Origin of the sequence: Frigidibacter sp. MR17.24, from assembly GCF_037095655.1 — a bacterium.
GTDB lineage: Bacteria > Pseudomonadota > Alphaproteobacteria > Rhodobacterales > Rhodobacteraceae > Frigidibacter.
Map to the genome: position 1 here is coordinate 32,475 of NZ_JBAWKE010000007.1, position 26,342 is coordinate 58,816.

The 26,342-nt window shown below is 73.1% G+C and carries 22 protein-coding genes; 15 read left to right on the forward strand and 7 right to left on the reverse strand.

The genetic code is table 11. The annotated features are described in order from the left end of the window. Positions 1–53: 53 nt before the first annotated feature. Together V8J39_RS18400 and V8J39_RS18405 are read left to right on the forward strand one after the other, a co-directional pair. Complete coding sequence (locus tag V8J39_RS18400) at positions 54–1,475, forward strand: YcjX family protein (RefSeq protein WP_336462421.1); 1,422 nt, start codon at positions 54–56, stop codon at positions 1,473–1,475. Continuing rightward, entirely contained in the window at positions 1,472–2,485 is a 1,014-nt protein-coding gene (locus V8J39_RS18405; RefSeq protein WP_336462422.1) for a YcjF family protein, read from the forward strand. Before V8J39_RS18400 ends, V8J39_RS18405 begins: the two co-directional genes overlap by 4 nt. Here V8J39_RS18405 and V8J39_RS18410 read toward each other — a convergent pair. Both V8J39_RS18410 and V8J39_RS18415 read right to left on the reverse strand, forming a co-directional pair. Next, positions 2,482–2,904: a group III truncated hemoglobin gene (locus V8J39_RS18410; RefSeq protein WP_336462423.1), complete on the reverse strand. Its 423-nt coding sequence runs from the start codon at positions 2,902–2,904 to the stop codon at positions 2,482–2,484. The two genes, V8J39_RS18405 and V8J39_RS18410, sit on opposite strands and share 4 nt — an antisense overlap. A gap of 128 nt (positions 2,905–3,032) precedes the next feature. Next, complete coding sequence (locus V8J39_RS18415; RefSeq protein ID WP_336462424.1) at positions 3,033–3,701, reverse strand: DUF1285 domain-containing protein; 669 nt, start codon at positions 3,699–3,701, stop codon at positions 3,033–3,035. Between the two features lie 85 nt (positions 3,702–3,786). Here V8J39_RS18415 and V8J39_RS18420 point away from each other — a divergent pair, with 85 nt between their 5' ends. The 5 genes from V8J39_RS18420 to V8J39_RS18440 all read left to right on the forward strand — a co-directional run bounded on the left by V8J39_RS18420 (position 3,787) and on the right by V8J39_RS18440 (position 11,341). Next, the gene (locus V8J39_RS18420) at positions 3,787–4,824 is read left to right on the forward strand and encodes an AAA family ATPase (protein WP_336462425.1); all 1,038 of its coding nucleotides are present in this window, start codon (positions 3,787–3,789) and stop codon (positions 4,822–4,824) included. Positions 4,825–4,886: 62 nt separating this feature from the next. Continuing rightward, complete coding sequence (locus V8J39_RS18425; RefSeq protein WP_336462543.1) at positions 4,887–5,714, forward strand: DUF58 domain-containing protein; 828 nt, start codon at positions 4,887–4,889, stop codon at positions 5,712–5,714. Next, positions 5,714–8,506 carry a DUF4159 domain-containing protein gene (locus V8J39_RS18430; protein WP_336462426.1) on the forward strand — a complete coding sequence of 931 codons (2,793 nt, stop codon included), beginning with the start codon at positions 5,714–5,716 and terminating at the stop codon, positions 8,504–8,506. Before V8J39_RS18425 ends, V8J39_RS18430 begins: the two co-directional genes overlap by 1 nt. Positions 8,507–8,522: 16 nt before the next feature. Beyond that, the gene (locus tag V8J39_RS18435; RefSeq protein WP_336462427.1) at positions 8,523–10,616 is read left to right on the forward strand and encodes a hypothetical protein; all 2,094 of its coding nucleotides are present in this window, start codon (positions 8,523–8,525) and stop codon (positions 10,614–10,616) included. Positions 10,617–10,768: 152 nt separating this feature from the next. After that, positions 10,769–11,341 (forward strand): YceI family protein, encoded by a 573-nt coding sequence (locus V8J39_RS18440; RefSeq protein ID WP_336462428.1) that lies wholly within the window; start codon positions 10,769–10,771, stop codon positions 11,339–11,341. 68 nt (positions 11,342–11,409) lie between these two features. Here the strand turns inward: V8J39_RS18440 and V8J39_RS18445 are convergent, their stop codons facing one another. After that, on the reverse strand, positions 11,410–12,114 hold the full coding sequence (locus V8J39_RS18445) for a DUF599 domain-containing protein (RefSeq protein WP_336462429.1): 705 nt from the start codon (positions 12,112–12,114) through the stop codon (positions 11,410–11,412). A gap of 92 nt (positions 12,115–12,206) precedes the next feature. On the opposite strand from V8J39_RS18445, the gene V8J39_RS18450 reads away from it, so the two are divergent. The 5 genes from V8J39_RS18450 (at position 12,207) to V8J39_RS18470 (ending at position 17,938) form a co-directional block, all read left to right on the forward strand. Beyond that, positions 12,207–13,712: an FAD-linked oxidase C-terminal domain-containing protein gene (locus V8J39_RS18450; protein WP_336462430.1), complete on the forward strand. Its 1,506-nt coding sequence runs from the start codon at positions 12,207–12,209 to the stop codon at positions 13,710–13,712. Beyond that, the gene (locus tag V8J39_RS18455; RefSeq protein ID WP_336462431.1) at positions 13,702–14,832 is read left to right on the forward strand and encodes an FAD-binding protein; all 1,131 of its coding nucleotides are present in this window, start codon (positions 13,702–13,704) and stop codon (positions 14,830–14,832) included. The genes V8J39_RS18450 and V8J39_RS18455 overlap by 11 nt, the downstream gene beginning before the upstream one ends. 11 nt (positions 14,833–14,843) lie before the next feature. Next, a complete protein-coding gene (gene glcF / locus V8J39_RS18460) occupies positions 14,844–16,217 on the forward strand; it encodes a glycolate oxidase subunit GlcF (protein WP_336462432.1) in 1,374 nt (457 codons plus the stop codon). Between the two features lie 83 nt (positions 16,218–16,300). Beyond that, positions 16,301–17,200, forward strand: coding sequence for a trypsin-like serine peptidase (locus V8J39_RS18465; protein ID WP_336462433.1), 900 nt, complete (start codon positions 16,301–16,303; stop codon positions 17,198–17,200). A gap of 273 nt (positions 17,201–17,473) precedes the next feature. After that, positions 17,474–17,938 carry an Hsp20 family protein gene (locus tag V8J39_RS18470; protein ID WP_336462434.1) on the forward strand — a complete coding sequence of 155 codons (465 nt, stop codon included), beginning with the start codon at positions 17,474–17,476 and terminating at the stop codon, positions 17,936–17,938. 126 nt (positions 17,939–18,064) lie between these two features. On the opposite strand, the gene V8J39_RS18475 is transcribed toward V8J39_RS18470, so the two are convergent. The 4 genes from V8J39_RS18475 to V8J39_RS18490 form a co-directional block, all read right to left on the reverse strand. Continuing rightward, positions 18,065–18,772 (reverse strand): L,D-transpeptidase, encoded by a 708-nt coding sequence (locus V8J39_RS18475; RefSeq protein ID WP_336462435.1) that lies wholly within the window; start codon positions 18,770–18,772, stop codon positions 18,065–18,067. Between the two features lie 71 nt (positions 18,773–18,843). Continuing rightward, positions 18,844–19,230, reverse strand: coding sequence for a hypothetical protein (locus V8J39_RS18480; protein WP_336462436.1), 387 nt, complete (start codon positions 19,228–19,230; stop codon positions 18,844–18,846). Positions 19,231–19,323: 93 nt separating this feature from the next. Continuing rightward, complete coding sequence (locus tag V8J39_RS18485) at positions 19,324–20,802, reverse strand: NAD-dependent succinate-semialdehyde dehydrogenase (protein WP_336462437.1); 1,479 nt, start codon at positions 20,800–20,802, stop codon at positions 19,324–19,326. Positions 20,803–20,870: 68 nt separating this feature from the next. Beyond that, positions 20,871–21,884, reverse strand: a complete 1,014-nt coding sequence (locus V8J39_RS18490; RefSeq protein WP_336462438.1) for a P1 family peptidase — start codon at positions 21,882–21,884, stop codon at positions 20,871–20,873. 188 nt (positions 21,885–22,072) lie between these two features. Here V8J39_RS18490 and V8J39_RS18495 point away from each other — a divergent pair, with 188 nt between their 5' ends. The 3 genes from V8J39_RS18495 (at position 22,073) to V8J39_RS18505 (ending at position 26,234) form a co-directional block, all read left to right on the forward strand. After that, on the forward strand, positions 22,073–23,287 hold the full coding sequence (locus V8J39_RS18495) for an aminopeptidase P family protein (protein WP_336462439.1): 1,215 nt from the start codon (positions 22,073–22,075) through the stop codon (positions 23,285–23,287). Positions 23,288–23,605: 318 nt separating this feature from the next. Then, entirely contained in the window at positions 23,606–24,895 is a 1,290-nt protein-coding gene (locus tag V8J39_RS18500) for an MFS transporter (RefSeq protein ID WP_336462440.1), read from the forward strand. 196 nt (positions 24,896–25,091) lie between these two features. Then, the gene (locus tag V8J39_RS18505; protein ID WP_336462441.1) at positions 25,092–26,234 is read left to right on the forward strand and encodes a lytic murein transglycosylase; all 1,143 of its coding nucleotides are present in this window, start codon (positions 25,092–25,094) and stop codon (positions 26,232–26,234) included. The last annotated feature ends 108 nt before the right edge of the window (positions 26,235–26,342 follow it).

A 26,342-nucleotide genomic window follows, 5' to 3' on the forward strand; every position in this document is an offset into this window, starting at 1 on the left:
TCAGGGCCGCATCGGCCCCCTATGTAGGTGCCGGAACGACAGAAGGAGCGGCTGTGCGGGTCATCGGCGATCTTGCGGACGGAGTGGCGCGCGGGGTCGAGAGCCTCGGCGCGCAGGTCTCCGAGGCGTTCTTCGAGCCGGTGATCCGGCTCGGGGTCACGGGGCTGAGCCGCGCGGGCAAGACGGTGTTCATCACCTCGCTGGTCGCAAACCTGCTCGACCGCGGCCGGATGGCGCAGCTGCGCGGCGCGCAGGACGGCACGATCCGCTCGGTCTTCCTGCAGCCGCAGCCCGACGTCACGGTGCCGCGCTTCGACTATGAAAGCCACCTGGCCGCGATGACCGGCCCCGCGCCGCACTGGCCCGAAAGCACCCGCGCGGTGAGCGAGCTGCGGCTGTCGTTCCGGGTGCAGTCGGGCGGGCTGGTGGGCAGCCTGCGCGGCCTGCGCACCGTGCATCTCGACATCGTCGACTACCCGGGCGAGTGGCTGCTGGACCTCGGGCTGCTGGAGCGCGGCTACGACGACTGGGCGGCCGACGTGCTGGGCCGGATCGGCGCGCGCCCCGAGGCCGCGGCCTTCCTGGCCGAGGCCGGCGGCACCGACCCGTCGCAGCCGATGGACGAGCGCCGCGCCAAGGGCCTGGCCGAAAGCTTCGCGGGCTATCTGCAGGCGGCGCGGGCGGCGGGCTGGTCGGATTGCACGCCGGGGCGGTTCCTCCTGCCCGGAGAGATGGCGGGATCGCCGGCGCTGACCTTCGCGCCGCTGATGAAGCCCGCGGGCACCCCCGCGCGCACCAGCCTCTGGCGCGAGATGGAGCGCCGGTTCGAGGCCTACAAGTCCCGGGTGGTCAAGCCGTTCTTCCGCGACCACTTCGCCCGGATCGACCGGCAGGTGGTGCTGGTCGACGCGCTGGGCGCGATCCACGCGGGCCCCCGCGCGGTCGAGGACCTGCGCCGGGCGATGGCCGACATCCTCGCGGCGTTCCGGCCCGGGACCGGGTCCTGGCTGATGTCGCTTCTGGGGGCGCGGCGGGTCGAGCGGATCCTGTTCGCCGCGACCAAGGCCGACCACCTGCACCACGAACAGCACCCGCAGCTGACCGCGATCGTCACCGCGCTGCTGCGCGACGCCAGGGACCGCGCCGATTTCGCCGGGGCGAAGACCGCCGCCATGTCGATCGCCAGCCTGCGCGCCACGGTCGAGGAGCGGATCGACCACGCCGGCGCCAGCCTTCCGGCGGTGCGCGGCCGGCTGGCCACGGGCCGGCAGGCGGCGTTCTGGCCGGGGGCGCTGCCCGCCGATCCCGCGCAGCTGCTGGTGCCCGCCCGGCAGGGGGCCGAGCGCTGGCTCGATGCAGACTATGGCGCGATGGCCTTCCTGCCGGCGGCGATCCACCTCGTGCCGGGGGAGGGGCCGCCGCACATCCGCCTCGACCGCGCGGCGGAATTCCTGATCGGGGACCGGCTGACATGACCGAGCGACGCGGACCGGTGATCATCGAGCGCGACGACACGGGGCCGAGCCCCGCCGAGGCGCCGCCGCTTCCTGACGAGGGCGGCGCGGGCGGCGGGCTGCCGGACGGCCGGGCGATGCGGATCGCGGCCCGCGTCGCCGCGCGCCCGCCCTCGCGGATCGGGCGGTTCTTCTGGGCCTCGGCCGGGGCGCTGGTGTCGTTCCTGGTCTCGATCGCCGCCTGGCGCTTCGTCGAGGGGCTGATGGCGCAGTACCCGACGCTGGGCTGGATCGCGACGGGGCTGTTCGGGCTGTTCCTCGCCGCCGTGCTGGCGCTCGCGCTGCGCGAGCTGGCGGCCTTCGCGCGGCTCGCGCGGCTCGACCGGTTGCAGCAGCACGCGACCAGGGCCATCGCCGGCGCCGACCTGTCGGCCGCGCGCGAGGTCGCGGGGCGGATGGCCGCGCTCTATGCCGGGCGGCCCGAGCTGGCCTGGGGCCGCGACCGGCTGGCGGCCCGCACCCCGGACCTGCTTGATGCCGACGGCCTGCTCGACCTCGCCGAGGCCGAGCTGCTGGGCCCGCTCGACGAGGCCGCGCGGCGCGAGATCGAGGCCTCGGCGCGCACGGTGGCCACGGTGACGGCGGTGGTGCCGCTGGCGCTGGCCGACGTGGCGACGGCGCTGGCCACCAACCTGCGGATGATCCGCCGCATCGCCGAGATCTACGGCGGCCGCGCCGGCACGCTCGGCTCGCTGCGGCTGATGCGCTCGGTCTTCACGCATCTGGTGGCGACGGGGGCGGTGGCGGTGGGCGACGACGTGATCCACACGGTGGCGGGCGGCGGGCTTCTGGCCAAGCTGTCGCGCCGCTTCGGCGAGGGGATCGTCAACGGCGCGCTGACCGCGCGTGTGGGCGTCGCGGCGATGGATGTCTGCCGGCCGCTGCCGTTCCGCGCCCTGCCGCGCCCGAAGGTGTCGAACCTGATCGCCCGCGGCCTTGCCGGCCTGTTCCCCACCGGCGGCGGCGCCTAGCGCAGGATCGGCACCCCGCCCTTCGAGGGCGTCTCGACCAGCCCGAAGCGCAGCCCCTGGCCGATCCGGTGCGCGAGCGCCGACCACGCCGCCGCCGCCTCGGGCGCCAGCTCCTCGGCGAGGGTGCGGTCGAACAGCGCGAGCCAGGGCTCGAACATCCCCGGCCGCACGTTGCCGGCCCGCAGATGCGCCGCCATCGGCGATCCCTCGTAGCCGCGCTCCATCAGGATCGCGTTCTTCCAGAACCGCGCGATCTTGGCCTCGTGCGCCGGCCAGTCCGCGACATGGGCGCCGAACACCGGGCCCAGCACCGGGTGCAGCCGCACCCCGGCATAGAACCGCGCCACGACGCGCTCGATCTCGGCCCCGGTCACGTCGAAGCGCGGCGGCAGCCCGGAAGATGTCTCGGCCTCGGCCATGCTGGGTCTCCTTCGCGGCGCAGGCTAGCCACGCCGGCCGCCCCCCGCAACCGCGGCCCTGCTTTCGCATTGGCCCAAATATCCCGGGGGCGCGGGGGGAGCGCCCCCGCCGGTCCTGTCCGCCCGTCCTAGCCGTCCAGCTCCGCCGCCGCGATCACCGGGAAGAACGCCCCGCCCGACCACAGCCCGAACCACTCGACCCCGTCGCGCTCGGCGCGGACCCCGGCCTCGACCAGCCGGTAGAAGGTCTTGCGGTCGATCAGCGCCTCGAGCCCCGCGCGCACCATGACATAGGGCGCGGGCTCGCCGGTGGCCGGGTCGCGCTCGACGCGGATCGGCGTGTCCGGCCCGGCGGCGACGCGGTCGCCGACATTGGTCTCGAAGGTGATCACCGCGCTCTCGCCCGCACTCTCGCCCGCGCTCTCGCCCTTACTGTCGCCCGCGCCCTCGATCACGGCGTCGACGGCGACGAAGGGGGCGTCCTCGACGCGGATGCCGACCTTCTCGACCGGGGTGACCAGAAAATAGGCATCGCCCTCGCGCTTGAGGATCGTCGAGAACAGCCGCACCAGCGCCGGCCGCCCGATCGGCGTGCCGAGGTAGAACCAGGTGCCGTCGCGGCGGATCTCCATGTCGAGGTCGCCGCAGAACGGCGGGTTCCACAGGTGCACCGGCGGCAGCCCGCGGCCCTTGGCGCCGGCGCTCGCCGCCGCGGCCAGCCGGCCCGCGGCATCGCCCGCCCCCCCGCCGCCGGAGACGGTTGACGCCGGGGCGGAGGCACCCTCCGCCTGCTTCACAACTGTGTCAGGCTTTTTTCCCATTGGTGGTGTCCTCAACATCTGCCTCTATTGTCGGTATATGGACAAGCGAGGAGACGTTGTCATGGCCGGGCCTTCCCTCACCCCCTCCGCCGCGCTGGACGGTGCCGCCCTCGTGGCCGAGATCGAATCCCTTGCCGAACGGCTCGCCCAGGCGCGCGGTTCCGTCGAGGGGCGGTTCATCGGCCAGGAAAAGGTGGTCGAGCTGGTGCTGACCGCGATCCTGTGCGGCGGGCACGGGCTGCTCGTGGGCCTGCCGGGGCTGGGCAAGACCATGCTGGTCGACACGCTCTCGACGGTGATGGGGCTGAAGTCGAGCCGGATCCAGTTCACCCCCGACCTGATGCCCGCCGACATCCTCGGCTCCGAGGTGCTGGAGACCGCGCCCGACGGCAGCCGCGCCTTCCGCTTCATCGAGGGGCCGGTGTTCTGCGAACTGCTGATGGCCGACGAGATCAACCGCGCCAGCCCGCGCACCCAGTCGGCGCTGCTGCAGGCGATGCAGGAAAAGCAGGTGACGGTCGCGGGCCAGCACCGCCCGCTCGGCCGGCCGTTCCACGTGCTCGCCACCCAGAACCCGCTCGAGCAGGAGGGCACCTATCCGCTGCCCGAGGCGCAGCTCGACCGCTTCATCGTCCAGATCGACGTCGACTATCCCGACCGCGACACCGAGCGCGCGATCCTGCTCGCGACCACCGGGCTTGATGCCGGCGAAGTGTCGCAGGTGTTCACGCCCGAGGCGATCCTCGCCGCGCAGACCACGGTGCGGCGGATGCCGGTGGGCGAGCAGGTGGTCGAGGCGATCCTCGACCTGGTGCGGGCCTGCCGCCCCGGCGAGGCCGAGGCGACGGCCCGCGTCCGGCAGGCGGTCAGCTGGGGCCCGGGGCCGCGCGCGGCGCAGGCGCTGATGCTGGGCGTGCGCGCCCGCGCGCTTCTGAACGGCCGCCTCGCGCCGGGGATCGAGGACGTGGCGGCACTCGCGCGCCCGGTGCTCACGCACCGCATGGCGCTGAGTTTCGCGGCCCGCGCCCGCGGCGAGAGCCTGCCCGAGATCATCGACAGCGTCGCGACCGAGGTCACCCGGATCGAGGCGGCGGCTTGAGCCCGCAGACGATCAGCCACAATTCGGCCGGCCTGCGCCGCCGGGCCGAGGAACTGTCGCACATGCTGCCGCCGCTGCTGGCGGCGGCGCGGCAGCTGGCGGCGACGGTGCAGCTGGGCGCGCATGGCCGCCGGCAGGCGGGCCTGGGCGACGAGTTCTGGCAGTACCGCCCCGCCACCGCCGGCGACGAGGCGCGGGCGATCGACTGGCGCCGGTCCGGCCGGGCCGACGCGCATTTCGTGCGCGAGCGGGAATGGCAGGCGGCGCAGTCGGTGCACCTGTGGGTCGATGACGCCCGCTCGATGGAATTCACCGGCGACGAGGGGCGGCCGACCAAGGCCGACCGCGCGCGGCTGCTGGCGCTGGCGCTGGGGGTGCTGCTGATCCGCGCGGGCGAACGCGTGGGCATGGCCGACCCCGAGATCCCGCCCCGCGCGGGCGAGGTGCAGCTGGTGCGGCTGGCCACCCGATTCACCGCCGACGCGGGCGAGGCCGACTATGGCGCGCCGGTGGGCCGGGCGCTTCTGCCGCAATCGCGCGCGGTGTTCATCTCGGACTTCCTCGGCGACCCGGCGGCGGTCGAGGCGGCACTGACACAGGCCTCGGACCGCGGGGTGACGGGGGCGCTGCTGCAGGTGCTCGACCCGGTCGAGGAGGCCTTCCCCTACCAGGGCCGCACCATCTTCGAATCGATGACCGGCGGGCTGATGCACGAGACCCGCAAGGCCGGCGACCTGCGCGGCCGCTATCTGGAACGTCTGGCCGAGCGCAAGGCGCAGCTGCAGACGCTCGCGCAGCGCACCGGGTGGCAGTACCATTGCCACCACACCGGCGACCCGGCCCCCGGGGCGCTTCTGTGGCTGTACCACGCGATGGAGCGCATGGCCTGATGTTCACGCTCGGCCCCCTCGGTTTCCTGTCGCCCTGGCTGCTGGTCGGCCTGATCGCGCTGCCGCTGCTGTACCTGATCCTGCGCGCGGTGCCGCCCGCGCCGATCCGGCGGCGGTTCCCGGGGGTGGCGCTGCTGCTGGGGCTGTCGGACGAGGAACAGGTGACCGACCGCACGCCCTGGTGGCTGCTGGCGCTGCGGATCCTGGCGGTGGCGGCGGCGATCCTGGGCTTTGCCGGGCCGGTGCTGAACCCGGTCGCGCGCGGGCCCGGCGACGGGCCGCTGATGATCGTGTCCGACGGCAGCTGGGCCTCGGCCCGCGACTGGACCCGGGCGCAGGGCCGGATCGAGGCCGCGCTCGACAGCGCGCGGATCGCCGGCCAGCCGGCGGCGCTGGTCTCGCTGACCTCGGACGAGCCGCCGGACCCGGTCTTCACCCCGGCCTCCGAGGTGGCGAGGCACCTGCCGGGGCTGGAGCCCGCGGCCTGGGAGCCGGGCGCGTCCGAGATGGCGGCGCTGGCCGAGTCGCTGCCCGAGGGCGGGTTCGACACGCTGTGGGTGTCGGACGGCCTGGAACGTGCCGGGCGCGACACGCTTCTGGCGGCGCTGCAGGCGCATGGCCGGGTGTCGGTGCTGGAAAGCGGCCGGGCGATCCGCGGCCTTGGCCCGGCGCGGATCGAGGACCAGCTGCTGGTCGTGCCGGTGCTGCGCGCCGGCACCGGCGCCGCCGCCACGGCCGAGGTCGCCGCGATGGGGCTCGACCCGCAGGGCATCCAGCGCGAGCTGGCCCGGGCCGAGGTCGCCTTCGAGCCCGGCGCCGACCGGACCGAGGCCAGCTTCGACCTGCCGCCCGAGCTGCGCAACCGCGTGACCCGCTTCGACATCGTCGGCGAGCAGACCGCGGGGGCCGTCGCGCTGGCCGGCGACAGCCTGCGGCGGCGCAAGATCGCGCTGGTCGACGGCGGCGGCGCCGATGCCGAGGGGCTCGAGCTGCTGTCGCCCACCCATTACCTCGAACAGGCGCTGGCGCCCTCGGCCGACATCATCCGCGGCACGCTGTCGGACCTGGTGCTGGCCGATCCCGACGCGATCGTCATGGCCGACGTCGCCCGCATCACCCCGCAGGAGCGCGACGAGATCCAGGGCTGGATCGACCGCGGCGGCCTGCTGATCCGCTTCGCGGGCCAGCGGCTCGCCGCCTCGGACGAGGGGCGCTCGGGCGAGGACCCGCTGCTGCCGGTGCGGCTGCGCGCCGGCGGGCGCAGCATCGGCGGCGCGATGAGCTGGGGCGAGCCGAAGACGCTGGCGCCGTTCCCCGAGGGCTCGCCCTTCCACGGGCTTGCGGTGCCGGAGGATGTCACGGTCACGGCGCAGGTGATGGCCGAACCCGATCCCGACCTCTCGGCGCGCACCATCGCCGCGCTGGCCGACGGCACGCCGCTGGTGACCGAGAAGCGCGAGGGGCAGGGGCAGGTGATCCTGTTCCACGTCACCGCCAATGCCGAGTGGTCGACGCTGCCGCTGTCGGGGCTGTTCGTCCAGATGCTCGAGCGGCTGTCGCTGGCGACGCGCGCCGCGCTGCCCGAGCCCGGCGATCTTGCCGGCACCACTTGGGTGCCGCAGCGGGTGCTCGACGGCTTTGGCGCGCTCTCGGACGCGGGCGAGATGGCCGGCGTGCCCGGCGACCGGCTGGCCGACCCGGTGCCGGGCGCCGACCTGCCGCCGGGGATCTATGCCAGCGACGACCGCAGCCTTGCAATCAACGCGATCCCCGAGGGCCGCGCGCTGACCCCGGCCAGCTGGCCCGCCGGCCTCGTGCTGGCCGAAGAGGGCGCGGGGGGCGAGACGCCGCTGGAAGGGGCGCTGCTGGCGCTGGCGCTGGGGCTGCTTCTGGCCGACATCCTGGCCTCGCTGCTTCTGGGCGGGCGGCTGTCGCGGATGCGCCGGGCCGCGGCGACGGTGCTGGTGGCCGGGCTGGCGCTGGCGGCGCTGGCGGCGCTGCCGGGCGGGCGCGCCCAGGCGCAGGGCGCCGCCGCCGACCAGCAGGCGCTGCGCGCCACCGCCGAGGTGGTGCTGGCCTATGTCCAGACCGGCGATGCCAGCGTCGACGAGGTGTCGATGGCCGGCCTGACCGGGCTGAGCCAGGTGCTGCGCGCGCGCACCTCGGTCGAGCCGGGGCCGCCGATGGCGGTCGATCTGAACACCGACGACCTGTCGGTCTTCCCGTTCCTCTACTGGCCGGTGACCGCGAACGAGCCCGCGCCCTCGCCCGAGGCCTACCTGCGCCTCAACCGCTTCCTGCGCACCGGCGGCATGATCCTGTTCGACACCCGCGATGCCGATGTCGCCGATTTCGGCACCGCCACGCCCGAGGGCCGGCGGCTGCAGGCGCTGGCCGCGCCGCTCGACATCCCGCCGATCGAGCCGATCCCGGCCGACCACGTCCTGACCCGGACCTTCTATTTGCTGCAGGACTTCCCCGGCCGCTATGCCGGCCGCGGCATCTGGGTCGAGGCCTCGCCCCCCGCCGCCGAACAGGCCGAGGGCATGCCGTTCCGCGACCTCAACGACGGCGTGACGCCGATCGTCGTCGGCGGCAACGACTGGGCCGCGGCCTGGGCGGTCGATGGCGCGGGCCAGCCGATGTTCCCTGTCGGGCGCGGCTATGGCGGCGAGCGCCAGCGCGAGATCGCCTATCGCTTCGGCGTCAACCTCGTGATGCATGTGCTGACGGGGAACTACAAATCCGACCAGGTTCACGTGCCCGCGCTGCTCGAGCGGCTGGGCCAGTGACCGCGAGGGGCACCGCATGATCAGTCGTCTCGTCTATGACACGCTCGTCCCCTGGCCGGTGATCTGGGTCGCGGCGGCGCTCGCGGTGCTGATGGTGGCGCTGGCGCTCTGGCGGGGCCTGCCGGGCTGGTGGCTGCGCGGGCTGGCCGCGGCGTCGCTGCTCGTCGCGCTCATGGGCCCCTCGATCGAGACCGAGGAGCGCCAGCCGCTGTCGGACATCGTGCTGATGGTGGTCGACCGCTCGTCGAGCCAGGGCCTGTCGGACCGCGCCGCCCAGACCGACGCCGCCGCCGCCCGGATCGAGGCCGAGGTCGCGGCGATGCCCAACACCGAGCTGCGCCGCGTCGATGTCGGCGACGGGCCCGAGGATGCCGGCACCCAGCTGATGGGCGCGCTGTCCGAAGCCCTGGCCGAGGAGCCGCGGGCGCGGGTCGCGGGCGCGATCCTGGTGTCGGACGGGCGCGCGCACGACCTGGCCGCGACGCCGTCGATGCCGGCGCCGCTGACGCTGGTGATGTCGGGCCGCGGCGCCGACTGGGACCGCCGGCTGGTGGTGAAGACCGCGCCCGCCTTCGGCATCATCGGCGAGCCGCTCGCGGTCACGGTGCGGGTGGACGAGATGGGCGCGATGCCCGCCGCCGAGGCGGGGCAGGACGTGGACGTGCGCCTGTCGATCGACGGGGCCGAGCCGCAGACCTACCGGATGCCGGTCAACACCGACCTGCAGCTGCAGCTGACGCTGACCCACGGCGGGCAGAACGTGGTGCAGTTCGCGGTCCCGGCGGCCGCCGGCGAGATCACCGACCGCAACAACGAGGCCGTCGTGCAGATCAACGGCGTGCGCGACCGGCTGCGGGTCCTGCTGGTGTCGGGCGAGCCGCACGCGGGCGAGCGGACCTGGCGCAACCTGCTGAAATCCGACAGCTCGGTCGATCTCGTGCATTTCACCATCCTGCGCCCGCCCGAAAAGCAGGACGGCGTGCCGGTGACCGAGCTGTCGCTGATCGCCTTCCCGACGCAGGAGCTGTTCGTCGAGAAGATCGACCAGTTCGACCTGATCATCTTCGACCGCTATTCCCAGCGCGGCATCCTGCCGCCGAGCTACTTCGAGAACATCAAGCGCTATGTCGAGAACGGCGGCGCGGTGCTGGTCTCGGCCGGGCCGGAATTCGCCAGCGTGGAAAGCCTCTATCACTCGGCGCTGGCCGACATCCTGCCGGCGCGGCCGACGGCGCGGGTGCTGGAACGCGGCTACCTGCCGCGGGTCTCGGATCTCGGGCATCGCCACCCGGTGACCGAGGGGCTCGAGGAGACGTGGGAGCCCGAGGGCACCGACCTGCCCGGGCGGGCCGAGGGCGCGCCGCGCTGGGGCCGCTGGATGCGCCAGATCGAACTGGGCGACACCCGCGGGCAGACGGTGATGACCGGGGCCGAGGACGAGCCGCTTCTGGTGCTGGACCGGGCGGGGCAGGGGCGGATCGCGCTGCTGGCCTCGGACCAAGCCTGGCTGTGGGGGCGCGGGTTCGAGGGCGGCGGGCCGCAGCTTGAACTGCTGCGCCGGCTCGCGCACTGGATGATGAAGGAGCCCGAGCTGGAGGAAGAGGCGCTGACCGCCACCGCGCAGGGCCAGCGGATGACGATCACGCGGCGCACCCTGGGCGAGGGCCCGCGCGAGGTGACCGTCACCGCGCCCGACGGCACCGCCATCGTCCTGCCGATGGAGGAGACCGGCCCCGGCCGCTTCACCGCCGTCTTCGACGCGCCCGAGATCGGCCTTTACCGGCTGAAGGAAGGCGACATGGAGCGGGTCTATGCCGTCGGCCCCTCGGCCCCGAAGGAGTTCGAGCAGACCATCGCCGGGGACGAGGCGCTGGCCGAGCCGATGGCGGCGACGAACGGCGGCAGCGTGCGGATCGAGGACGGGCTGCCCGACGTGCGCGCCGTGCGCGAGGGGCGCCCCGCCGCCGGGCGCGGCTGGGTCGGCATCACCCCGCGCGATGCCCATGCCACCGTCGGGCTGTCGGTCGCGCCGCTGCTGCCGGCCTGGGCCTTCCTGCTGATCGCCACTGGCCTGATCTTGGGCGCCTGGCTGCGCGAGGGCCGGCGCTGAGCCGCGCCGCCGCCTGACCCGATTGCCCACCCCTGTTGCCCGGGGCCTGCGGTCGCGCGGCTTCGGCCACGCGCCGCGGAACCCGATGGTCAATGCCGCGTTAAGGCCTTGGTGGGAAGGTTTCCGCAGTGCCGACCAGGGGAGGGCTGGCCATGCTGATCGACCGTCGCTTCGTCATCGCCGCGCCGCTGGCGCTGTTGGCCACGCGTGCCGCGGGCGGCCCCCGGCGCGCCAACTGGGCGCTGATCCCCGGCCAGACCGAGGTCAAGTTCACCTATTCCCTGAACGGCGCGCCCGTCACCGGCCGGATGGCGGCGCTGTCGGCGGATCTTGAGATCAACCTCGACCGGTTGCCGCAAAGCTCGGTCGAGGTGGTGCTGGACGCGGCCCATGCCGATGCGGGCATGCCCTTCGCCCGCTCGGCCATGCTGAGCGAAGCGGTGCTGGACGCCGCGCGCAACCCCACGATCACCTTCGTCTCGACCCGCGTCGCCGGCGCGCCCTCGGCCGCCGATGTCGACGGGGACCTGACCATGCGCGGCACCACCCGGCCCGTCACCTTCGGCGGCCGCGTCAACAGCGCGGCCGGGGTCGATGACCTCAGCCAGATCGTCGTGACCCTGAACGGCGGGATCAGCCGCGCCAACTTCGGCTCGACCGGCTATGCCGATCTGGTCGGCGACCGGGTCGATTTCACCGTCCGGGCCCGGCTGCGGCGGGTGTGACCCGCCGCGGCGGACCGGTCCCGACGCCATGGCCGGGGGCGGTGCCGGGCGCGGGGCCGGGGTCGCGGTCAGACGCTGTCGGGGACGCGGGCCAGCATCGCCCGGCGCGAGCTGGAGTTGAACTCGCGCCGCCACAGCACATAGAGCGTGCCGATCACCGCGACGATCAGCGGCACCGGGCCGATCAGCCAGGGCAGGCAGGCCAGCGCGAAGTAGATCGAGCGCAGGGCGGCGTTGAAGTTCTTCGCCGCCTGGATGTTGACCGTCGCCGCCTGCTCGGCCCGGGGATAGCAGTCGGGGGCATCGATGTCGTTGGGAACCGCGGCCATCATGATCGCGCAATAGCCAAACAGCCGGTGCGCCCAGACGAAGCGCAGGAAGGCATCGGCCACGAACAGGATCGTGACCAAGATCTTGACGTCCCAGACCACCTCGGGCGTGGGGGTGGCGGTGAAGTCCCGCGCAAGGCTGGCCAGCTGGTCGCCCTTGCCCAGCAGCGCAAGCCCGCCGCCGATCGCCAGCATCGTGGCCGAGACGTAGAAGCTGGTGGCCTGGCGCAGGCTGTTGACCACGTTGCCGTCGAACAGTCGCGGCGTGCGCGTCACCATCTGGCGCATCCAGTCGCGCCTATAGCCGCGCATGATCACCGAGACCGAGGGGCGGCCCTTCGGCGGATGCTCGACCACCCGGCCGATCACCAGCCAGCCGATCCACAGCAGGGCAAGCCCGACAGCGTCGAGCCAGGTGAAGTGAAGAAGCGCGTCCTGGGTCATGGAACCATCTAGCCGAGCGGTCACGGCTTGCCAAACCCTGATATTGGTCATATTAGTTGACCGCATCGGCAGATCCGGAGGAGGGAGACGCCATGCAGATGCCCCGGCCAGACCAGCAGGTGCTGGCGCGCAAGCCCGAGATCGTCGCGGCGCTGCGCGCGGTGCTGCCCGCCGACGCGGTGATCGACCACCCGCGCGAGCTGAAGGCCTATGAATGCGACGCGCTTTCGGCCTATCGCTGCCTGCCGCTGGCGGCGGTGCTGCCGCGCACCACCGCCGAGGTCGCCGCGGCGCTGAAGGTCTGCGCGCGCGAAGGGGTCAAGGTGGTGCCGCGCGGCGCGGGCACCAGCCTTGCCGGCGGCTCGATGCCCTCGGAGGATGCTGTGATCCTGGGCCTCGCGCGGATGAACCGGGTGCTGGAGGTCGATTTCGACGACCGCTTCATCCGGGTCGAGGCCGGGCGCACCAACCTGTCCGTCACCGGCGCGATCGAGGGCGAGGGCTGGTTCTACGCCCCCGACCCGTCCAGTCAGCTGGCCTGCGCGATCGCGGGCAACATCGGCATGAACTCGGGCGGGGCGCATTGCCTGAAATACGGGGTGACCACCAACAACCTGATGGGGCTGACGCTGGTCACCATGCAGGGCGAGGTGATCGAGCTGGGGGGGCCGTTCCTCGACGCGCCCGGGCTTGACCTGATGGGGGTGATCTGCGGATCGGAAGGGCAGCTGGGCGTCGTGACCGAGGCCACGCTGCGCATCCTCAGGAAGCCCGAGGGCGCGCGGCCGGTGCTGGTGGGCTTCCCCTCGGCCGAGGTGGCGGGCGCCTGCGTCGCGGCGATCATCCGCGCGGGCATCCTGCCCGTCGCCATCGAGTTCATGGACCGACCCTGCATCGAGGCGACCGAAAGCTTCTGCGGCGCGGGCTATCCCGACTGCGAGGCGCTGCTGATCATCGAGGTCGAGGGATCCGAGGCCGAGATCGCCGAGCAGATCGGGTTGATCCGCGCCCTCGCGCAGGGGTTCGACCCGGTGGAGTTCCGCGAGAGCCGGTCCGAGGACGAGGCCAAGCGGATCTGGCTTGGCCGCAAGTCGGCCTTCGGCGCCATGGGGGTGATGGGCGACTACATGTGCCTTGACGGCACGATCCCGGTGTCGTCGCTGCCGGCGGTGCTGGGGCGGATCGGCGCGCTGTCGGACGAATTCGGGCTGAAGGTCGCGAACGTGTTCCACGCCGGCGACGGCAACATGCACCCGCTGATCCTGTACAATGCCAACGCGCCCGGCCAGCTGGAGCTGTGCGAGCGGCTGGGGGCCGAGATCCTGAAGCTGTGCGTCGAGGTCGGCGGCTGCCTGACCGGCGAGCACGGCGTCGGCATCGAGAAGCGCGACCTGATGACGGTGCAGTTCGGGCCCCTTGACCTCGAGGCGCAGATGCGGGTGAAGGACGTGTTCGACCCGGCCTGGCTGCTGAACCCGGCCAAGGTCTTCCCGCTGGAGGTGAGCGCCGGGCGGCGGGCCGGGCAGACGCGGGCCGGGCAGACAGGGGCCGGGCAGACAGGGGCCGGACAGACGCGGGGAGGACAGGATGCGGCCTGAGAGCGAAGAGGCGCTGGCCGGGATCGTGCGCGCCGCCACCGGCCCGCTGCGGGTGACCGGGGGCGGGACGCGCGCGCTGGGCGGCCCTGGGCCGGGCGCCGGCCCGGCCGAGGTGCTGGAGACCGGCGGGCTGACGGGGGTGGTGCTGTACGAGCCCGCCTCGCTGACGCTGGTCGCGAAGGCGGGCACGCGGCTTGACACCATCGAGGCGGTGCTGGCCGCCGAGCGCCAGCGGCTGGCGTTCGAGCCGCCGCGGATGGAGCGGCTGACCGGGCGCGCGAGTGGCCCGACGGGAGACCCGGCGGGCGCCTCGACGGGAACCTCGACCCTGGGGGGCGTGGTCGCGGCCAATGCCGCGGGGCCGCGGCGGATCCAGGCGGGCGCGGCGCGCGACGCGCTTCTGGGCGTGCGCTTTGTCGACGGGCGCGGCCAGGTGATCCGCAATGGCGGGCGGGTGATGAAGAACGTCACCGGCTATGACCTCGTGAAGCTGATGGCGGGGTCGCGGGGCACGCTGGGCGTGCTGACCGAGGTGTCGTTCAAGCTGCAGCCGATCCCGCCGGCGGCGGCGACGCTGATCCTGCCCGATGCCGGGGCCGGGCGGGCGGTGGCGGCGATGACGGCGGCGCTGGGGTCGCCCTATGACGTGACCGGCGCGGCCTATGTGCCGGGCACGGGCACGCTGATCCGGGTCGAGGGGCTCGAGGCCTCGGTCGACTACCGCGCGGGACGGCTCGCCGTCGACCTCGCGCCCCTTGGCGTGGCGGTGCGCGAAAGCGAGCCTGCCAGGGTGGCGCGCCTGTGGCGCGACATCGGCGAGGTCGCGGCCTTCCACGACCGGCCGGGCGCCGTCTGGCGGGTGTCGTGCCGGCCCTCGGAGGGGGCCGAGGTCGCGCGGCGGCTGGGCGGCGAGGTGGTGATGGACTGGGGCGGCGGCCTCGTCTGGGCGCTCTGGCCCGAGGGCGAGGACATCCGGCCGCGGCTGGCGGGCCTGCCCGGCCACGCGACGCTGGTGCGCGGCTTCGGCGCGCCGGCGCTGCCGCCCGAGCCCGAGCCGGTGGCGCGGCTATCGCGCGCGCTGAAGGCGCAGTTCGACCCCCGCGGCCTGTTCGCGGCCTGAGGATCCCACCAATGCAGACCACCTTCACCCCCGAGCAGCTGGCCGACCCCGGCGTCGCGCGCGCCAACGAGATCCTGCGCGCCTGCGTGCACTGCGGCTTTTGCACCGCGACCTGCCCGACCTACCAGGTGCTGGGCGACGAGCTCGACAGTCCGCGCGGCCGGATCTACCTGATCAAGGACATGCTCGAGAGCGGCCGGGCGGCGGATGCCGAGACGGTCAAGCATGTCGACCGCTGCCTGTCGTGCCTCGCGTGCATGACGACCTGCCCCTCGGGCGTGCATTACATGCATCTCGTCGACCATGCGCGGGCGCATATCGAGGCGACCTATCGGCGGCCGTTCATGGACCGGGCGCTGCGCCGGGTGCTGGCCTTCGTGCTGCCGCACCCGGGGCGGTTCCGGCTGGCGCTGAGGGGCGCGCGGCTGGCGCGGCCCTTCGCCGGGCTCGTGCCCGACGCGCGGCTGCGCGCGATGCTGGCGATGGCGCCGCGGGCGGTCCCGGCCCGCTCGCCCAACGACGCGCCCCAGAGCTTCGCCCCCGAAAGCCCCCGGCGGCGGCGCGTGGCGCTGCTGACGGGCTGCGCGCAGAAGGCGCTGGACACCGACATCAACGACGCGACGATCCGGCTGCTGACGCGGCTCGGGTGCGAGGTGGTGGTGGCGCGCGGCATGGGCTGCTGCGGGGCGCTGACGCATCACATGGGCCAGGTCGCCGACAGCCACGCCAAGGCCGCCGCCAACATCCGCGCCTGGATGGCCGAGAAGCGGGCCGGGGGCCTCGACGCGATCGTGATCAACACCTCGGGCTGCGGCACGACGGTGAAGGATTACGGGCACATGTTCCGCAACGATCCGCTGGCCGGCGATGCGGCCGAGGTCTCGGCGCTGGCCCGGGACATCACCGAGATCCTGGCCGAGCTGATGGACGAGGCGCCGGTCGCGCCGGTCACCCCGGCCAGGGACCTGATCGCGGGGGCCGACCTGCAGGCGCCGGCCGCCGAGGGGCGGGGGATTCGCGTGGCCTATCACGCGGCCTGCTCGCTGCAGCACGGCCAGAAGGTGAAGGACCACCCCAAGCGGCTGCTGAAGGCCGCGGGCTTCGAGGTGGTCGAGCCCGTCGACAGCCACCTGTGCTGCGGTTCGGCCGGCACCTACAACCTGATGCAGCCCGAGATCTCGGGCCAGCTGAAGGCGCGCAAGGTCGAAACGCTGATGGCGCGCAAGCCCGATCTGATCGCGGCAGGAAATATCGGCTGCATGATGCAGATCGGATCGGCCGCCGGCGTGCCCGTGGTGCACACGGTCGAGCTTCTGGACTGGGCCACGGGCGGTCCGCGGCCGGCGAAACTGCGGCGCGGGGGTGCGACTTCGGCGCCACCCTGACCGCAAATCGCCGGACCCCGGGCTTAATCTTTCCACATCCCCGGGGCTAGATGGCGCGGTCCCGCAACCGACGCACCGGCCCGATGCCCTCCCGCAATCCTTTCCGTCTTCTGTCGATGCTCGCGCTTGGCGCGGGGCTGGCGCTTGCGCCGGGGGCGCTTGCGCCGCGCGCGGGGGCGCAGGAAGCCGGATCGCAGGACGCCGGATCGCAGGACGTCGGGGCGGGAGAGGGCGCGGCCGCGGGGCCGCTGCGCGAACTGGACACCGCCGACGACACCCGCGGCTGGGAGGCGGTGGGCCGGATCGACCTTGGCGGGCGCGGGTTCTGCACCGGCTCGCTGATCGCGCCCGACCTCGTGCTGACGGCGGCGCATTGCCTTTACGACAAGACCAGCGGCGCGCGGTTCGAGGCGGCGCAGCTGAAGTTCCTGGCCGGCTGGCGCCAGGGCCGGGCCGCGGCCTATCGCGACGTGCGCCGCGCCATCGGCCATCCCGACTATGTCTTCACCGGCTCGGGCGCGATCGACAAGGTCGGCCACGACCTCGCGCTGCTGGAGCTGGCGCAGCCGATCCGGCTGCCCTCGATCACGCCCTACGAGACCGACCCCCATGTCGCGATCGGCGACCGGGTCGCGGTGGTGTCCTACGCGCTCGACCGGGCCGAGGCGCCCTCGCTGCAGGATCGGTGCCGGGTGCTCGACCGGCAGGACGCGGTGCTGATCACCAGCTGCTCGGTCGATTTCGGCTCGTCCGGCTCGCCGATCTTCTCGCTGCGCGACGGGGTGGCGCGCATCGTCTCGGTGGTCTCGGCCAAGGCCGAGATGGAGGGGCGCCCGGTGGCGCTCGGCACCGATCTCGACGCGCCGCTGAGCACGCTGAAGGCCGAGCTGGCGGGCACGCTCTACCCGGTGTCGGGCATGGTGTTCCGACGCGGCGCCGGGGAGGGCGCCGCGTCCGGCGGAGCGAAGTTCCTGCGGCCCTGACCGGGACCCGCGGGTCCGGCTGCCACCGGACATCCCCCACCGGGGACGGCTTCGCTCCGCCGCAAATTTCCTGACGATCCGTGGTCGGCACGGCGGCCGGTGCCCGGGCCCGCCGCAGGGGCGGCCTGCGTCCCGCCCCCCGTCTTGAAAGCGCGCGGGGGCTTTCCCACATCATCCTTACCGGGACGCCACAACGGGTTCCGGACGGTTCCGCCGGTCCCGCAGGGGAGGGCGGAGCGCGACGCTCACACATCGCTTCGACAAGGATGACCCATGCGTAACTTCGACATGTCCCCGCTCTATCGCGCCACCGTCGGCTTCGACCGCATCGCCGACCTTCTGGACCGCGTGATCGCGACCGATGTCGCCCAGCCGACCTATCCGCCCTACAACATCGAGAAGACCGACGAGAATGCCTATCGCATCTCGATCGCGGTGGCGGGCTTCGCCGCCGACGAGCTGTCGGTCGAGGTGCGGGACGGGGCGCTGATCGTGGCGGCCAAGAAGGCCGCGGACGAGACCCCGCGCAGCTACCTGCATCGCGGCATCGCCACCCGCGCCTTCGAGCGCCGCTTCGCGCTGGCCGACCACGTCCGGGTCTCGGGTGCGGCCCATGCCGACGGCATGCTGCACATCGACCTCGTGCGCGAGGTGCCCGAGGCGCTGAAGCCCCGCCGCATCGCCATCGAGGCCAAAACCGGCCGCGAGACCGTCGAGGCGACGGCGCTCGAGGCCTGACAGGACGCCTGACACTGGGCCTGGCACGAGGCCTGACAGGCACGAGAAAGCCGGGGGGCTTCGGGCCCCCCGTGCTGACTCCGCACCGCTTTCCCGTGCGCGATCAGCGCCCGGCGCTGGGCCGGGTCAATAGACCAGCGGCAGGATCGGCGGGCGCGAGGGGCGCACGATGACCGCGACCCGGTGCCCGACCCGGCCATAGAGGTCGATCACGTCCTGGTCGAGCATCCGGATGCAGCCCGACGACACCGCCTTGCCCAGGTGTTCGGGCGCGCAGCCGCCGTGGATGCGGTAGAGCGTGTCCTTGCCATCCTTGTAGAGATACAGCGCCCGCGCCCCCAGCGGGTTGCCCGGCCCTGGGTCCATGCCGCCGTTGGCGACGGTGTAGGGTTCGTATTTCGGCCAGCGCTCGGCCATTTCCTGCGGCACCTTCCAGCGCGGCCATTTCTGCCCGTATTGCAGCACGGCGCGCCCCGACCAGGCGAAGCCTGCGGCGCCGACGCTGACGCCATAGCGCAGCGCGCGGTCGCCGGGCTCGACCAGGTGCAGAAGCGCCGCGTCGGGATCGACGACGATCGTGCCCGGCACTTCCTCGGGGAACGGGTTGTCGACCTCCTGACGCCAGAGGCGCGGGGCGACGACGCCCTCGGGGATCGCGGGCACCGGGTAGGGTTCGTCGGTGATCGCGCCGTAGCGCTCGGGCAGGGGCGGCCAGTCGGGGGTGATCGGCGCGAGCCGCGTCGCGGTCTCGGGCAGGCGCGGGGCGCAGGCGGCAAGCGCGGCGGCGGGCAGGGCGGCAAGCAGGGCGCGGCGGCCCATCGAGGAGGGGTTCATCCTGGGATGTCCTGTCTGTCTGAGGCGGGAAAGGCGCGCCCCCGGGATCGGGCGGCGCGGGAACCGGCGGCTCAGGCCAGGCGGGGTGGGCGGCGCGGCGGCGACAGGGCCGGGTCGCGCGGCGCGCGTGCGGCGGCGTCGGGGCCGATGCGGCGCGCCGCGAGGTAGGGCAGGGGCGGCGCGACGGCCGCGGGCGGCAGGAACAGGCCGCAGGGCGCGCCCGGCAGCGCCGGGCCGTGGCAGCGGCGGACCTGGGCCACCTTGGTCACCGTGGGCACCGCCGCAGAGGTCGCCGCGGTGGCGACGGCAGACGCGACCGCGGGCGCCTGCGCCCGCTCGGCAACCACCGCCGGTGTCGCGGGCGCCGCGCCGGGCATGGCGTGGCGCTGCCCGAATGCGCCCCAGGGCAGCATCAGCAGGATCACGGTCAGGTGCAGAGCCAGGACATGCAGGCGCATGTCCCAGCCCTAGGCCGCGCGCCGGCCCCTGTCGAGCGGCGGCGGATCACATCTGCGCGGGGCGAGGGCCGCCGCCGCCACGGGGTGCCGGGATCAGACGCTGAGACAGATGTACTTCATCTCGAGATAGTCCTCGATCCCGTGGCGCGAGCCCTCGCGCCCGAGGCCCGACTGCTTCACGCCGCCGAACGGCGCCTCGGCGGTCGAGATCAGGCCGGTGTTCACGCCGACGATGCCGTATTCCAGCGCCTCCTGCACCCGGGTGATGCGGCCGATGTCGCGGGCGTAGAAATAGCAGGCCAGCCCGAAGATCGTGTCGTTGGCCAGCGCGACCGCCTCGTCCTCGGTCTCGAAGCGGAACAGCGGCGCGAGCGGGCCGAAGGTCTCCTCGCCCGCGATCTTCATGTCCTGGCGCACGCCGGTGACGATGGTGGGCTGGAAGAAGGTGCCGCCCAGCGCGTGCCGGCTGCCGCCGGTCAGCAGCTTTGCCCCGCCGGCCAGCGCGTCGGCGATGTGGTCCTCGACCTTGCGCGCCGCGTCCTCGTTGATCAGCGGCCCCGCATCGACCGGCGCGCCCAGCCCGTCGCCGACGCGCATCGCCTCGACCGCCGCCTTCAGCTTCTGGGCGAAGGCGTCGTAGACCCCGGCCTGCACGTAGATGCGGTTGGCGCAGACGCAGGTCTGGCCGTTGTTGCGGAACTTCGACGCCATCGCGCCCTTCACCGCCTGGTCCAGATCGGCGTCGTCGAAGACGATGAAGGGCGCGTTGCCGCCCAGCTCCATCGAGCATTTCATCACCTGGTCCGCCGCCTGCCGCAGCAGGATCCGCCCGACCTCGGTCGAGCCGGTGAAGGTCAGCTTGCGCACGGCCGGGTTCTCGCAGAACTCCTTGCCCACGTCCGAGGACCGGCTGGAGGTCACGACCGAGAACACCCCCGCCGGGATCCCCGCGCGTTCGGCCAGCACCGCGAGCGCGAGCGCCGACAGCGGCGTCTCGGCCGCGGGCCGGGCGACGAAGGCGCAGCCGGCGGCCAGCGCGGGGCCGGCCTTGCGCGTCAGCATCGCGTTGGGGAAGTTCCACGGCGTGATCGAGCCCACGACCCCCACCGGCTGGCGGATCACGGTGATGCGCTTGTCGGGCATGTGGCCGGGGATCGTCTCGCCGTAGACGCGCTTGGCCTCTTCGGCGAACCATTCGATGAAGCTTGCGCCATAGGCGATCTCGCCCTTCGCCTCGGCGAGCGGCTTGCCCATCTCGGCGGTCAGGATCGTGGCGAGGTCGTCCTGATGGCGCATCATCAGGTCGAACCAGGCGCGCATCAGGGTGGCGCGTTCCTTGGCGGTCTTCGCGGCCCAGGCCTTCTGCGCGGTCTCGGCGGCGGCGATGGCGCGGGCGACCTCGGGACGGCCGAGGTCGGCCACGTCGGCGATGACGTCGCCGCGCGCGGGATTGCGCACCGGGAAGGTGGCGCCGTCCGCGGCATCGGTCCAGGCGCCGCCGACATAGGCGCGGGTGACCAGAAGGCCGGGGTCCTTGAGCAGCGAGGCGAGGTCTGTGGTTTGGTCGAGCATGGCGGTCTCCGCGGGATCGCCCGGCCGGGTGGCGTCCCGGGTGGCCTCGGGGGGCCGGGCTGTGGGCCTCATCTAGGGCGGGACAGGCGGTCCTGCCAGCAGGGAAGCGGATCGCCGGCGGCCGGCCGCGCCAGGTGGACGCCGCGCGCGATCGCCCGTGCCAGGCAGATCGCGGCCGCGTGACCGAGACGGAAGAGGTCCGTGCCCGGATCGCCAAGCGGGCGCGCGCCGGTCGCGGCGGCAAAGACGAGGTCGCCGTCGAAGGGCGTGTGCGAGGGCACGAGCGCCCGCGCCATCCCGTCCTGCGCCGCCGTGGCCATCCGCTGCGCCTCGGCCTGGGTCAGGGCGGCGTCGGTCGCGACGATGGCGATGGTCGTGGCCTCGCGCGCGCCCTTGCCGGGGGGCGGCAGGTCTGGCGCGGGCAGCCGTGCAGGCAGGCCGAGGCCGCCGAATTCGGCCCCGATCTCCCACGGGGCGGCCCAGAAGTGCGCACCCTCGCCGACGGTGGGGCTGCCAAGCGCGTTCACCGCCACCAGCGCCCCCACGGTGAAGCCCCCCGGCACCCGCACCGAGGCCGAGCCGAGCCCCCCCTTCACCCCCTTGCACATCGCCCCGGTGCCCGCGCCTGCGGTGCCCAGCGCGAACGTCGTCCCCGCCGCCGCCAGCGCCGCGGCGCCAAGGCCGCGATAGGGGTTCTCGGTCCAGCGCTTCTCACCGCCGTTCAACAGGTCGAACAGGATCGCGCCCGGCACGATCGGCACCCGCTGGTCGCCGACGGAAAAGCCGCGCCCGGCGGCGCGCAGGGCATCGGCCACGCCCGAGGCGGCATCGAGCCCGAAGGCCGACCCGCCCGACAGCGTGATCGCGTCGACCTGCTGCACCAGCCGGTCGGGGGCCAGCAGGTCGGTCTCGCGCGTGCCGGGCGCGCCGCCCATCACGCTGACCGCGGCCACGAAGGGCTGCGCGGCGGTCAGCACGGTGGTGCCGGATTTCAGCCGGTGGTCCTCGGCATTGCCGACGGCCAGCCCCTCGACATCGGTGATCAGGTTTCGCGGCCCTGTCCGCAGCATCTCGTCGCTCATGCCGGCCATCCTGCCCGCTTGCCGGCCCGCGCGGAAGCTGCGATGGTGCCGCCCGAGCGCGCGGGGATGGCGTCCCCGTCGGACCGGACCGGTCCCAGCTTGGCCCCGGCGCCCGGGGCCTGCGTCCTGCACGCCGGGATCTTCGGGGTCCCGGGGTCTTGCCCGGCCCCCATCCCATAGGTCTGACGATGACGAACACTCTGCGCCCCGAAAGCTATGCCTTCCGCAACGGCGACAAGGCGCCCTTGCCCTTCGCGCCCGAGGAATACGAGGCCCGCCTCGAGGGGCTGCGCGACCTGATGGAGCTGCATTCGCTCGACGCCGTGGTGCTGACCTCGATGCACAACGTGGCCTATTACTCGGGCTTTCTCTACTGCAGCTTCGGCCGGCCCTATGCCTGCGTGGTGACGCCCGGGCAGGTGACGGTGGTCAGCGCCGGCATCGACGCGGGCCAGCCCTGGCGGCGGTCGGTGGGCGAGAGCCTGACCTACACCGACTGGGCGCGCGACAACTTCTGGCGCGCTGTGGCCTCGCTGGTGGGCATCGGCCGCGCGGTGGGCTTCGAGGCCGACCACCTGACCATGGTGCAGGCCGAGAAGGTGAACCAGTTCCTGCAGGTCAAGCGCGGCATGGACATCGCCCCCGCGACGATGCAGCAGCGGATGGTGAAATCCGCGGCCGAGATCGCCCTGATCCGGCAGGGCGCCGAGGTGGCCGACATCGGCGGCTTCGCGATCCGCGACGCGGTGCGGATCGGCGCGCGCGAGATCGACGTGGCGATGGCGGGCCGCGACGCGATGGAGGCCGAGATCGCCCGGCGCTTCCCCGAGGCCGAGTACCGCGACACCTGGGTCTGGTTCCAGTCCGGCCTGAACACCGACGGGGCCCACAACCCGGTCACCGCGCGCGAGATCCGCCGGGGCGACATCCTGTCGCTGAACTGCTTCCCGATGATCTCGGGCTATTACACCGCGCTTGAGCGCACGCTGTTCGCCGGGGCCTGCGACCCGGCCTCGCTGTCGCTGTGGCAGGCGAATGTCGCGGCGCATGAATTCGGCATGAGCCTGTTGAAGCCCGGCGCGAGCTGCGCCGAAATCACCCACGGGATCAACGGCTTCCTTGCCGAACGCGACCTGCTGAAATACCGCAGCTTCGGCTATGGCCACAGCTTCGGGATCCTGTCGCACTACTATGGCCGCGAGGCGGGGCTCGAGCTGCGCGAGGATATCGACACCGTGCTCGAACCCGGGATGGTGATCTCGATGGAGCCGATGCTGACGGTGCCCGAGGGCACCCCCGGCGCCGGCGGCTACCGCGAGCACGACATCCTCGTGATCACCGAGGACGGCGCCGAGAACATCACCGCCTATCCCTACGGCCCCGAGACCAACATCCTCGGCTGATCGCGGCGGCGGCGGGCCCCGGCCGCGCCGCCCCGGCATCTCGGGCCGGGCCGGTACGGGTGGGCGAATACGGGCGGGTTCCACCGGGCCGCCCGGCCCGACCCGGCGCAAGCCGGCCTTGGAACGGGGCGGCGCAACCGGTCCCGATGTCTGCCCGTTCCGCTCAGACACAACGTCGCAGTCACGGTTTCGTGCTGTACTGCACATGACCAGCCATATACGACCTGCCGAATGTCGCAAAACACCCTCGGAGGAGGGGGTCGCGGCCGCCCAGGGAGGGCTGACATCAACAACAGCCGGCACTGCCCGGCAAGCATAGTGACTTCGACACCAGACACACACACCTCCCCCGCTCGTTCCTCCACGTCTTCCACCGCCGGTGCCCGCGAGGGCTTTCTCGACCGCATCGGCCTGCCAAGCAGCCTGAAATGGGGCTTCCTCGGCCTGCTGGTCTTCATGATCGGCGACGGCATCGAGCTTGGCTATCTCGCCCCCTACCTGCAGTCGCAGGGCATCGGCGAAGGCCAGGTGGCGCTTCTCTTCACCGTCTACGGCATCACCGTCGCGATCGCCTCGTGGCTGTCGGGCCCGATGTCGCAGGTCTATGGTCCGCGCCGCGTCATGTGGGTCGGCCTCGCGATCTGGGGGGTGCTGGAAGTCGCCTTCCTGACCGTCGGGATCGGGGCGATGAACGTTCCGATGATGCTGCTGACCTACGCCCTGCGCGGCTTCGGCTATCCGCTGTTCGCCTATGGCTTCCTCGTCTGGATCGCCGCGGCGACGCCGGCGCGCCGGCTTGGCATGGCCGCCAGCTGGTTCTGGTTCGCCTATGCCGCCGGGCTGCCGACGCTCGGCTCGCTGGTCGCGAGCCTCGCCATCCCGCGGATCGGCACGATGGGCACGCTGTGGCTGTCGCTGGTGCTGGTCGTCGTCGGCGGCGGGCTGGCGCTGATGGCGATGGCGGGCGTCAGGGGCGGCGGCCCGCTGGCCCGGCCCGGCGCCTCGCCCTTCGCCGCGATGGCAAGCTCGATCTCGATCATGTGGCGCGAGCCGATCTCGACCGTGGGCGGGCTCGTGCGGACGGTCAACACCTCGTCGCAATACGCCTTCTTCATCGTGCTGCCGGCCTTCTTCATGGACGTGATCGGCTTTTCGCTGGAGCAGTGGCTGCAGCTGCTGACGGTGATGTTCCTTGGCAATCTCGCCGGCAACCTGCTGTCGGGCTGGATCGGCGGCCGGATCGGCCTGCGCAACACCATCGCGCTGATGGGGGCGCTGGGCACGGCCGCGGGCATCCTCGCGCTATACTACGTGCCGCAGATGGCGCCGGGCAGCTTCCTCGTCGCCTCGGTGGTGGCGGTGGTCTACGGCGTGATGCTGGGGGGCTACGTGCCGCTGTCGGCGCTGATGCCGATGGTGCTGCCGCAGGACAAGGCGGGCGCGCTCGCCGTCGTCAGCCTGGGCGCCGGGGCCGCGACCTGGGTCGGCCCGATCGTCGTCGCGGCGGTGCAGCCGCTCTGGGGGCTTGAAGGCGTGATGTGGACCTTCGCCGTGCTCTACGTGCTGAGCGGGGCGCTGGTGATGCTGGTGCGCGAACCCAGGGTCTGACCGAGGCCCGCGCCGACAGACCCGCGCCGACAGGCCCGGACGGGGCCCGGAGCATCCGCTCCGGGCCCCGTTTCGCGCGCGGACCGCCGCCGAGGGCACCGCGCGCGGCGGGGGTGGGCGCCCGCCGGTGGCTGGTCTCGTCGCGCGGGTCGTGGCACAACGCGACCAAAGCGGGCGGACAACCGGAGGACAGGCCATGATCATCACCAGACGCGGATTCGGGCTCGGGGCGGGGGCGCTGACGCTGTCGGCCTGCGCGGGACAGCTGCCGATGACCGGCTCGCGCGCGGCGACGCCGCTCGCCGACGACCTGCGCCCGGTGCCCGATGCCGGCTGGTCGGCCTGGATCGCCGCCTTCCGGCCCCGGGCCGAGGGGCAGGGGATCAGCCGCGCCACGCTCGACCGCAGCTTCGCCCATGCGGGCTTCGTCCCGGGCGCGATCACCCGCGACCGCAACCAGCCGGAATCGAACCGCACGCTGGAGGACTATCTCTCGATCGCGGTCTCGGACGAGCGCGTGGCCAAGGGCCGCGCCGCCTTCGCCGCGCATCGCGGCACGCTCGCGGCGCTGCAGTCGCGCTATGGCGTCGACGCGACGGTGATCTGCGCGATCTGGGGGCTGGAAAGCTTCTACGGCGAGCGGCGGGGCGAGGTGAACGTGCTCTCGGCGGTGTCGACGCTGGCCTACGAGGGGCGGCGGGCAAGCTTCTTCGAAAGCCAGCTGGTCGCGGCGCTGAAGATCATCCAGTCGGGCGACATCGATCCGGCGCACATGACCGGCAGCTGGGCGGGCGCGATGGGCCACACCCAGTTCATCCCGACCTCGTACCTGGCCTATGCCGTCGACTACACCGGCGACGGGCGGCGCGACATCTGGTCGGACGATCCGTCGGATGCGCTGGCCTCGACCGCGGCCTATCTGCAGCGCTCGGGCTGGCAGGCGGGGGTGAAATGGGGCGGAGAGGTCGGCGCGTCCGGCACGCCGCAGGGTCGGGTCATCCAGCCGCAGGCGGGCGGGCCGCAATTCGCGGTCACGGGGAATTTCGACGCGATCAAGCGCTACAACAACTCGGACCTCTACGCGATCGGGGTCGGGCACCTGTCGGACCGGATCGGGGGCGCGGGGCCGCTGCGCGCGAGCTTCCCGCCCGACCGCTACGGGCTGACCAAGGACGACCGGATCCGGCTGCAGACCCGGCTGACCGCGCGCGGCTTCGACACCGGCGGCGCCGACGGCGTGCTGGGCAACAAGTCGAAATCGGCGATCTCGGCCTATCAGCAGAGCATCGGCCAGGTCGCGACGGGCGAGCCGTCGCGGGCGCTGCTCGACAGCCTCTGAGCGGGCCCCGGCCGGTCCGGGGCAGCGCCTTCGGCCGGGTTCGGCCGTGGGGGCGGCTGCGGGTGACGACGCCGATGGAGGGCGCGCGCGGCATCGTGATCGGCCATG

What these genes read in the sequence shown, in the direction of transcription:
- V8J39_RS18405 (WP_336462422.1), top strand. Translation starts at nt 1,472, where the DNA reads ATGACCGAGCGACGCGGACCGGTGATCATCGAGCGCGACGACACGGGG.
- V8J39_RS18410 (WP_336462423.1), bottom strand. Translation starts at nt 2,904, where the DNA reads ATGGCCGAGGCCGAGACATCTTCCGGGCTGCCGCCGCGCTTCGACGTG.
- V8J39_RS18420 (WP_336462425.1), top strand. Translation starts at nt 3,787, where the DNA reads ATGGCCGGGCCTTCCCTCACCCCCTCCGCCGCGCTGGACGGTGCCGCC.
- V8J39_RS18425 (WP_336462543.1), top strand. Translation starts at nt 4,887, where the DNA reads ATGCTGCCGCCGCTGCTGGCGGCGGCGCGGCAGCTGGCGGCGACGGTG.
- V8J39_RS18430 (WP_336462426.1), top strand. Translation starts at nt 5,714, where the DNA reads ATGTTCACGCTCGGCCCCCTCGGTTTCCTGTCGCCCTGGCTGCTGGTC.
- V8J39_RS18435 (WP_336462427.1), top strand. Translation starts at nt 8,523, where the DNA reads ATGATCAGTCGTCTCGTCTATGACACGCTCGTCCCCTGGCCGGTGATC.
- V8J39_RS18440 (WP_336462428.1), top strand. Translation starts at nt 10,769, where the DNA reads ATGCTGATCGACCGTCGCTTCGTCATCGCCGCGCCGCTGGCGCTGTTG.
- V8J39_RS18445 (WP_336462429.1), bottom strand. Translation starts at nt 12,114, where the DNA reads ATGACCCAGGACGCGCTTCTTCACTTCACCTGGCTCGACGCTGTCGGG.
- V8J39_RS18450 (WP_336462430.1), top strand. Translation starts at nt 12,207, where the DNA reads ATGCAGATGCCCCGGCCAGACCAGCAGGTGCTGGCGCGCAAGCCCGAG.
- V8J39_RS18455 (WP_336462431.1), top strand. Translation starts at nt 13,702, where the DNA reads ATGCGGCCTGAGAGCGAAGAGGCGCTGGCCGGGATCGTGCGCGCCGCC.
- glcF (WP_336462432.1), top strand. Translation starts at nt 14,844, where the DNA reads ATGCAGACCACCTTCACCCCCGAGCAGCTGGCCGACCCCGGCGTCGCG.
- V8J39_RS18465 (WP_336462433.1), top strand. Translation starts at nt 16,301, where the DNA reads ATGCCCTCCCGCAATCCTTTCCGTCTTCTGTCGATGCTCGCGCTTGGC.
- V8J39_RS18470 (WP_336462434.1), top strand. Translation starts at nt 17,474, where the DNA reads ATGCGTAACTTCGACATGTCCCCGCTCTATCGCGCCACCGTCGGCTTC.
- V8J39_RS18475 (WP_336462435.1), bottom strand. Translation starts at nt 18,772, where the DNA reads ATGAACCCCTCCTCGATGGGCCGCCGCGCCCTGCTTGCCGCCCTGCCC.
- V8J39_RS18480 (WP_336462436.1), bottom strand. Translation starts at nt 19,230, where the DNA reads ATGCGCCTGCATGTCCTGGCTCTGCACCTGACCGTGATCCTGCTGATG.
- V8J39_RS18485 (WP_336462437.1), bottom strand. Translation starts at nt 20,802, where the DNA reads ATGCTCGACCAAACCACAGACCTCGCCTCGCTGCTCAAGGACCCCGGC.
- V8J39_RS18490 (WP_336462438.1), bottom strand. Translation starts at nt 21,884, where the DNA reads ATGAGCGACGAGATGCTGCGGACAGGGCCGCGAAACCTGATCACCGAT.
- V8J39_RS18495 (WP_336462439.1), top strand. Translation starts at nt 22,073, where the DNA reads ATGACGAACACTCTGCGCCCCGAAAGCTATGCCTTCCGCAACGGCGAC.
- V8J39_RS18505 (WP_336462441.1), top strand. Translation starts at nt 25,092, where the DNA reads ATGATCATCACCAGACGCGGATTCGGGCTCGGGGCGGGGGCGCTGACG.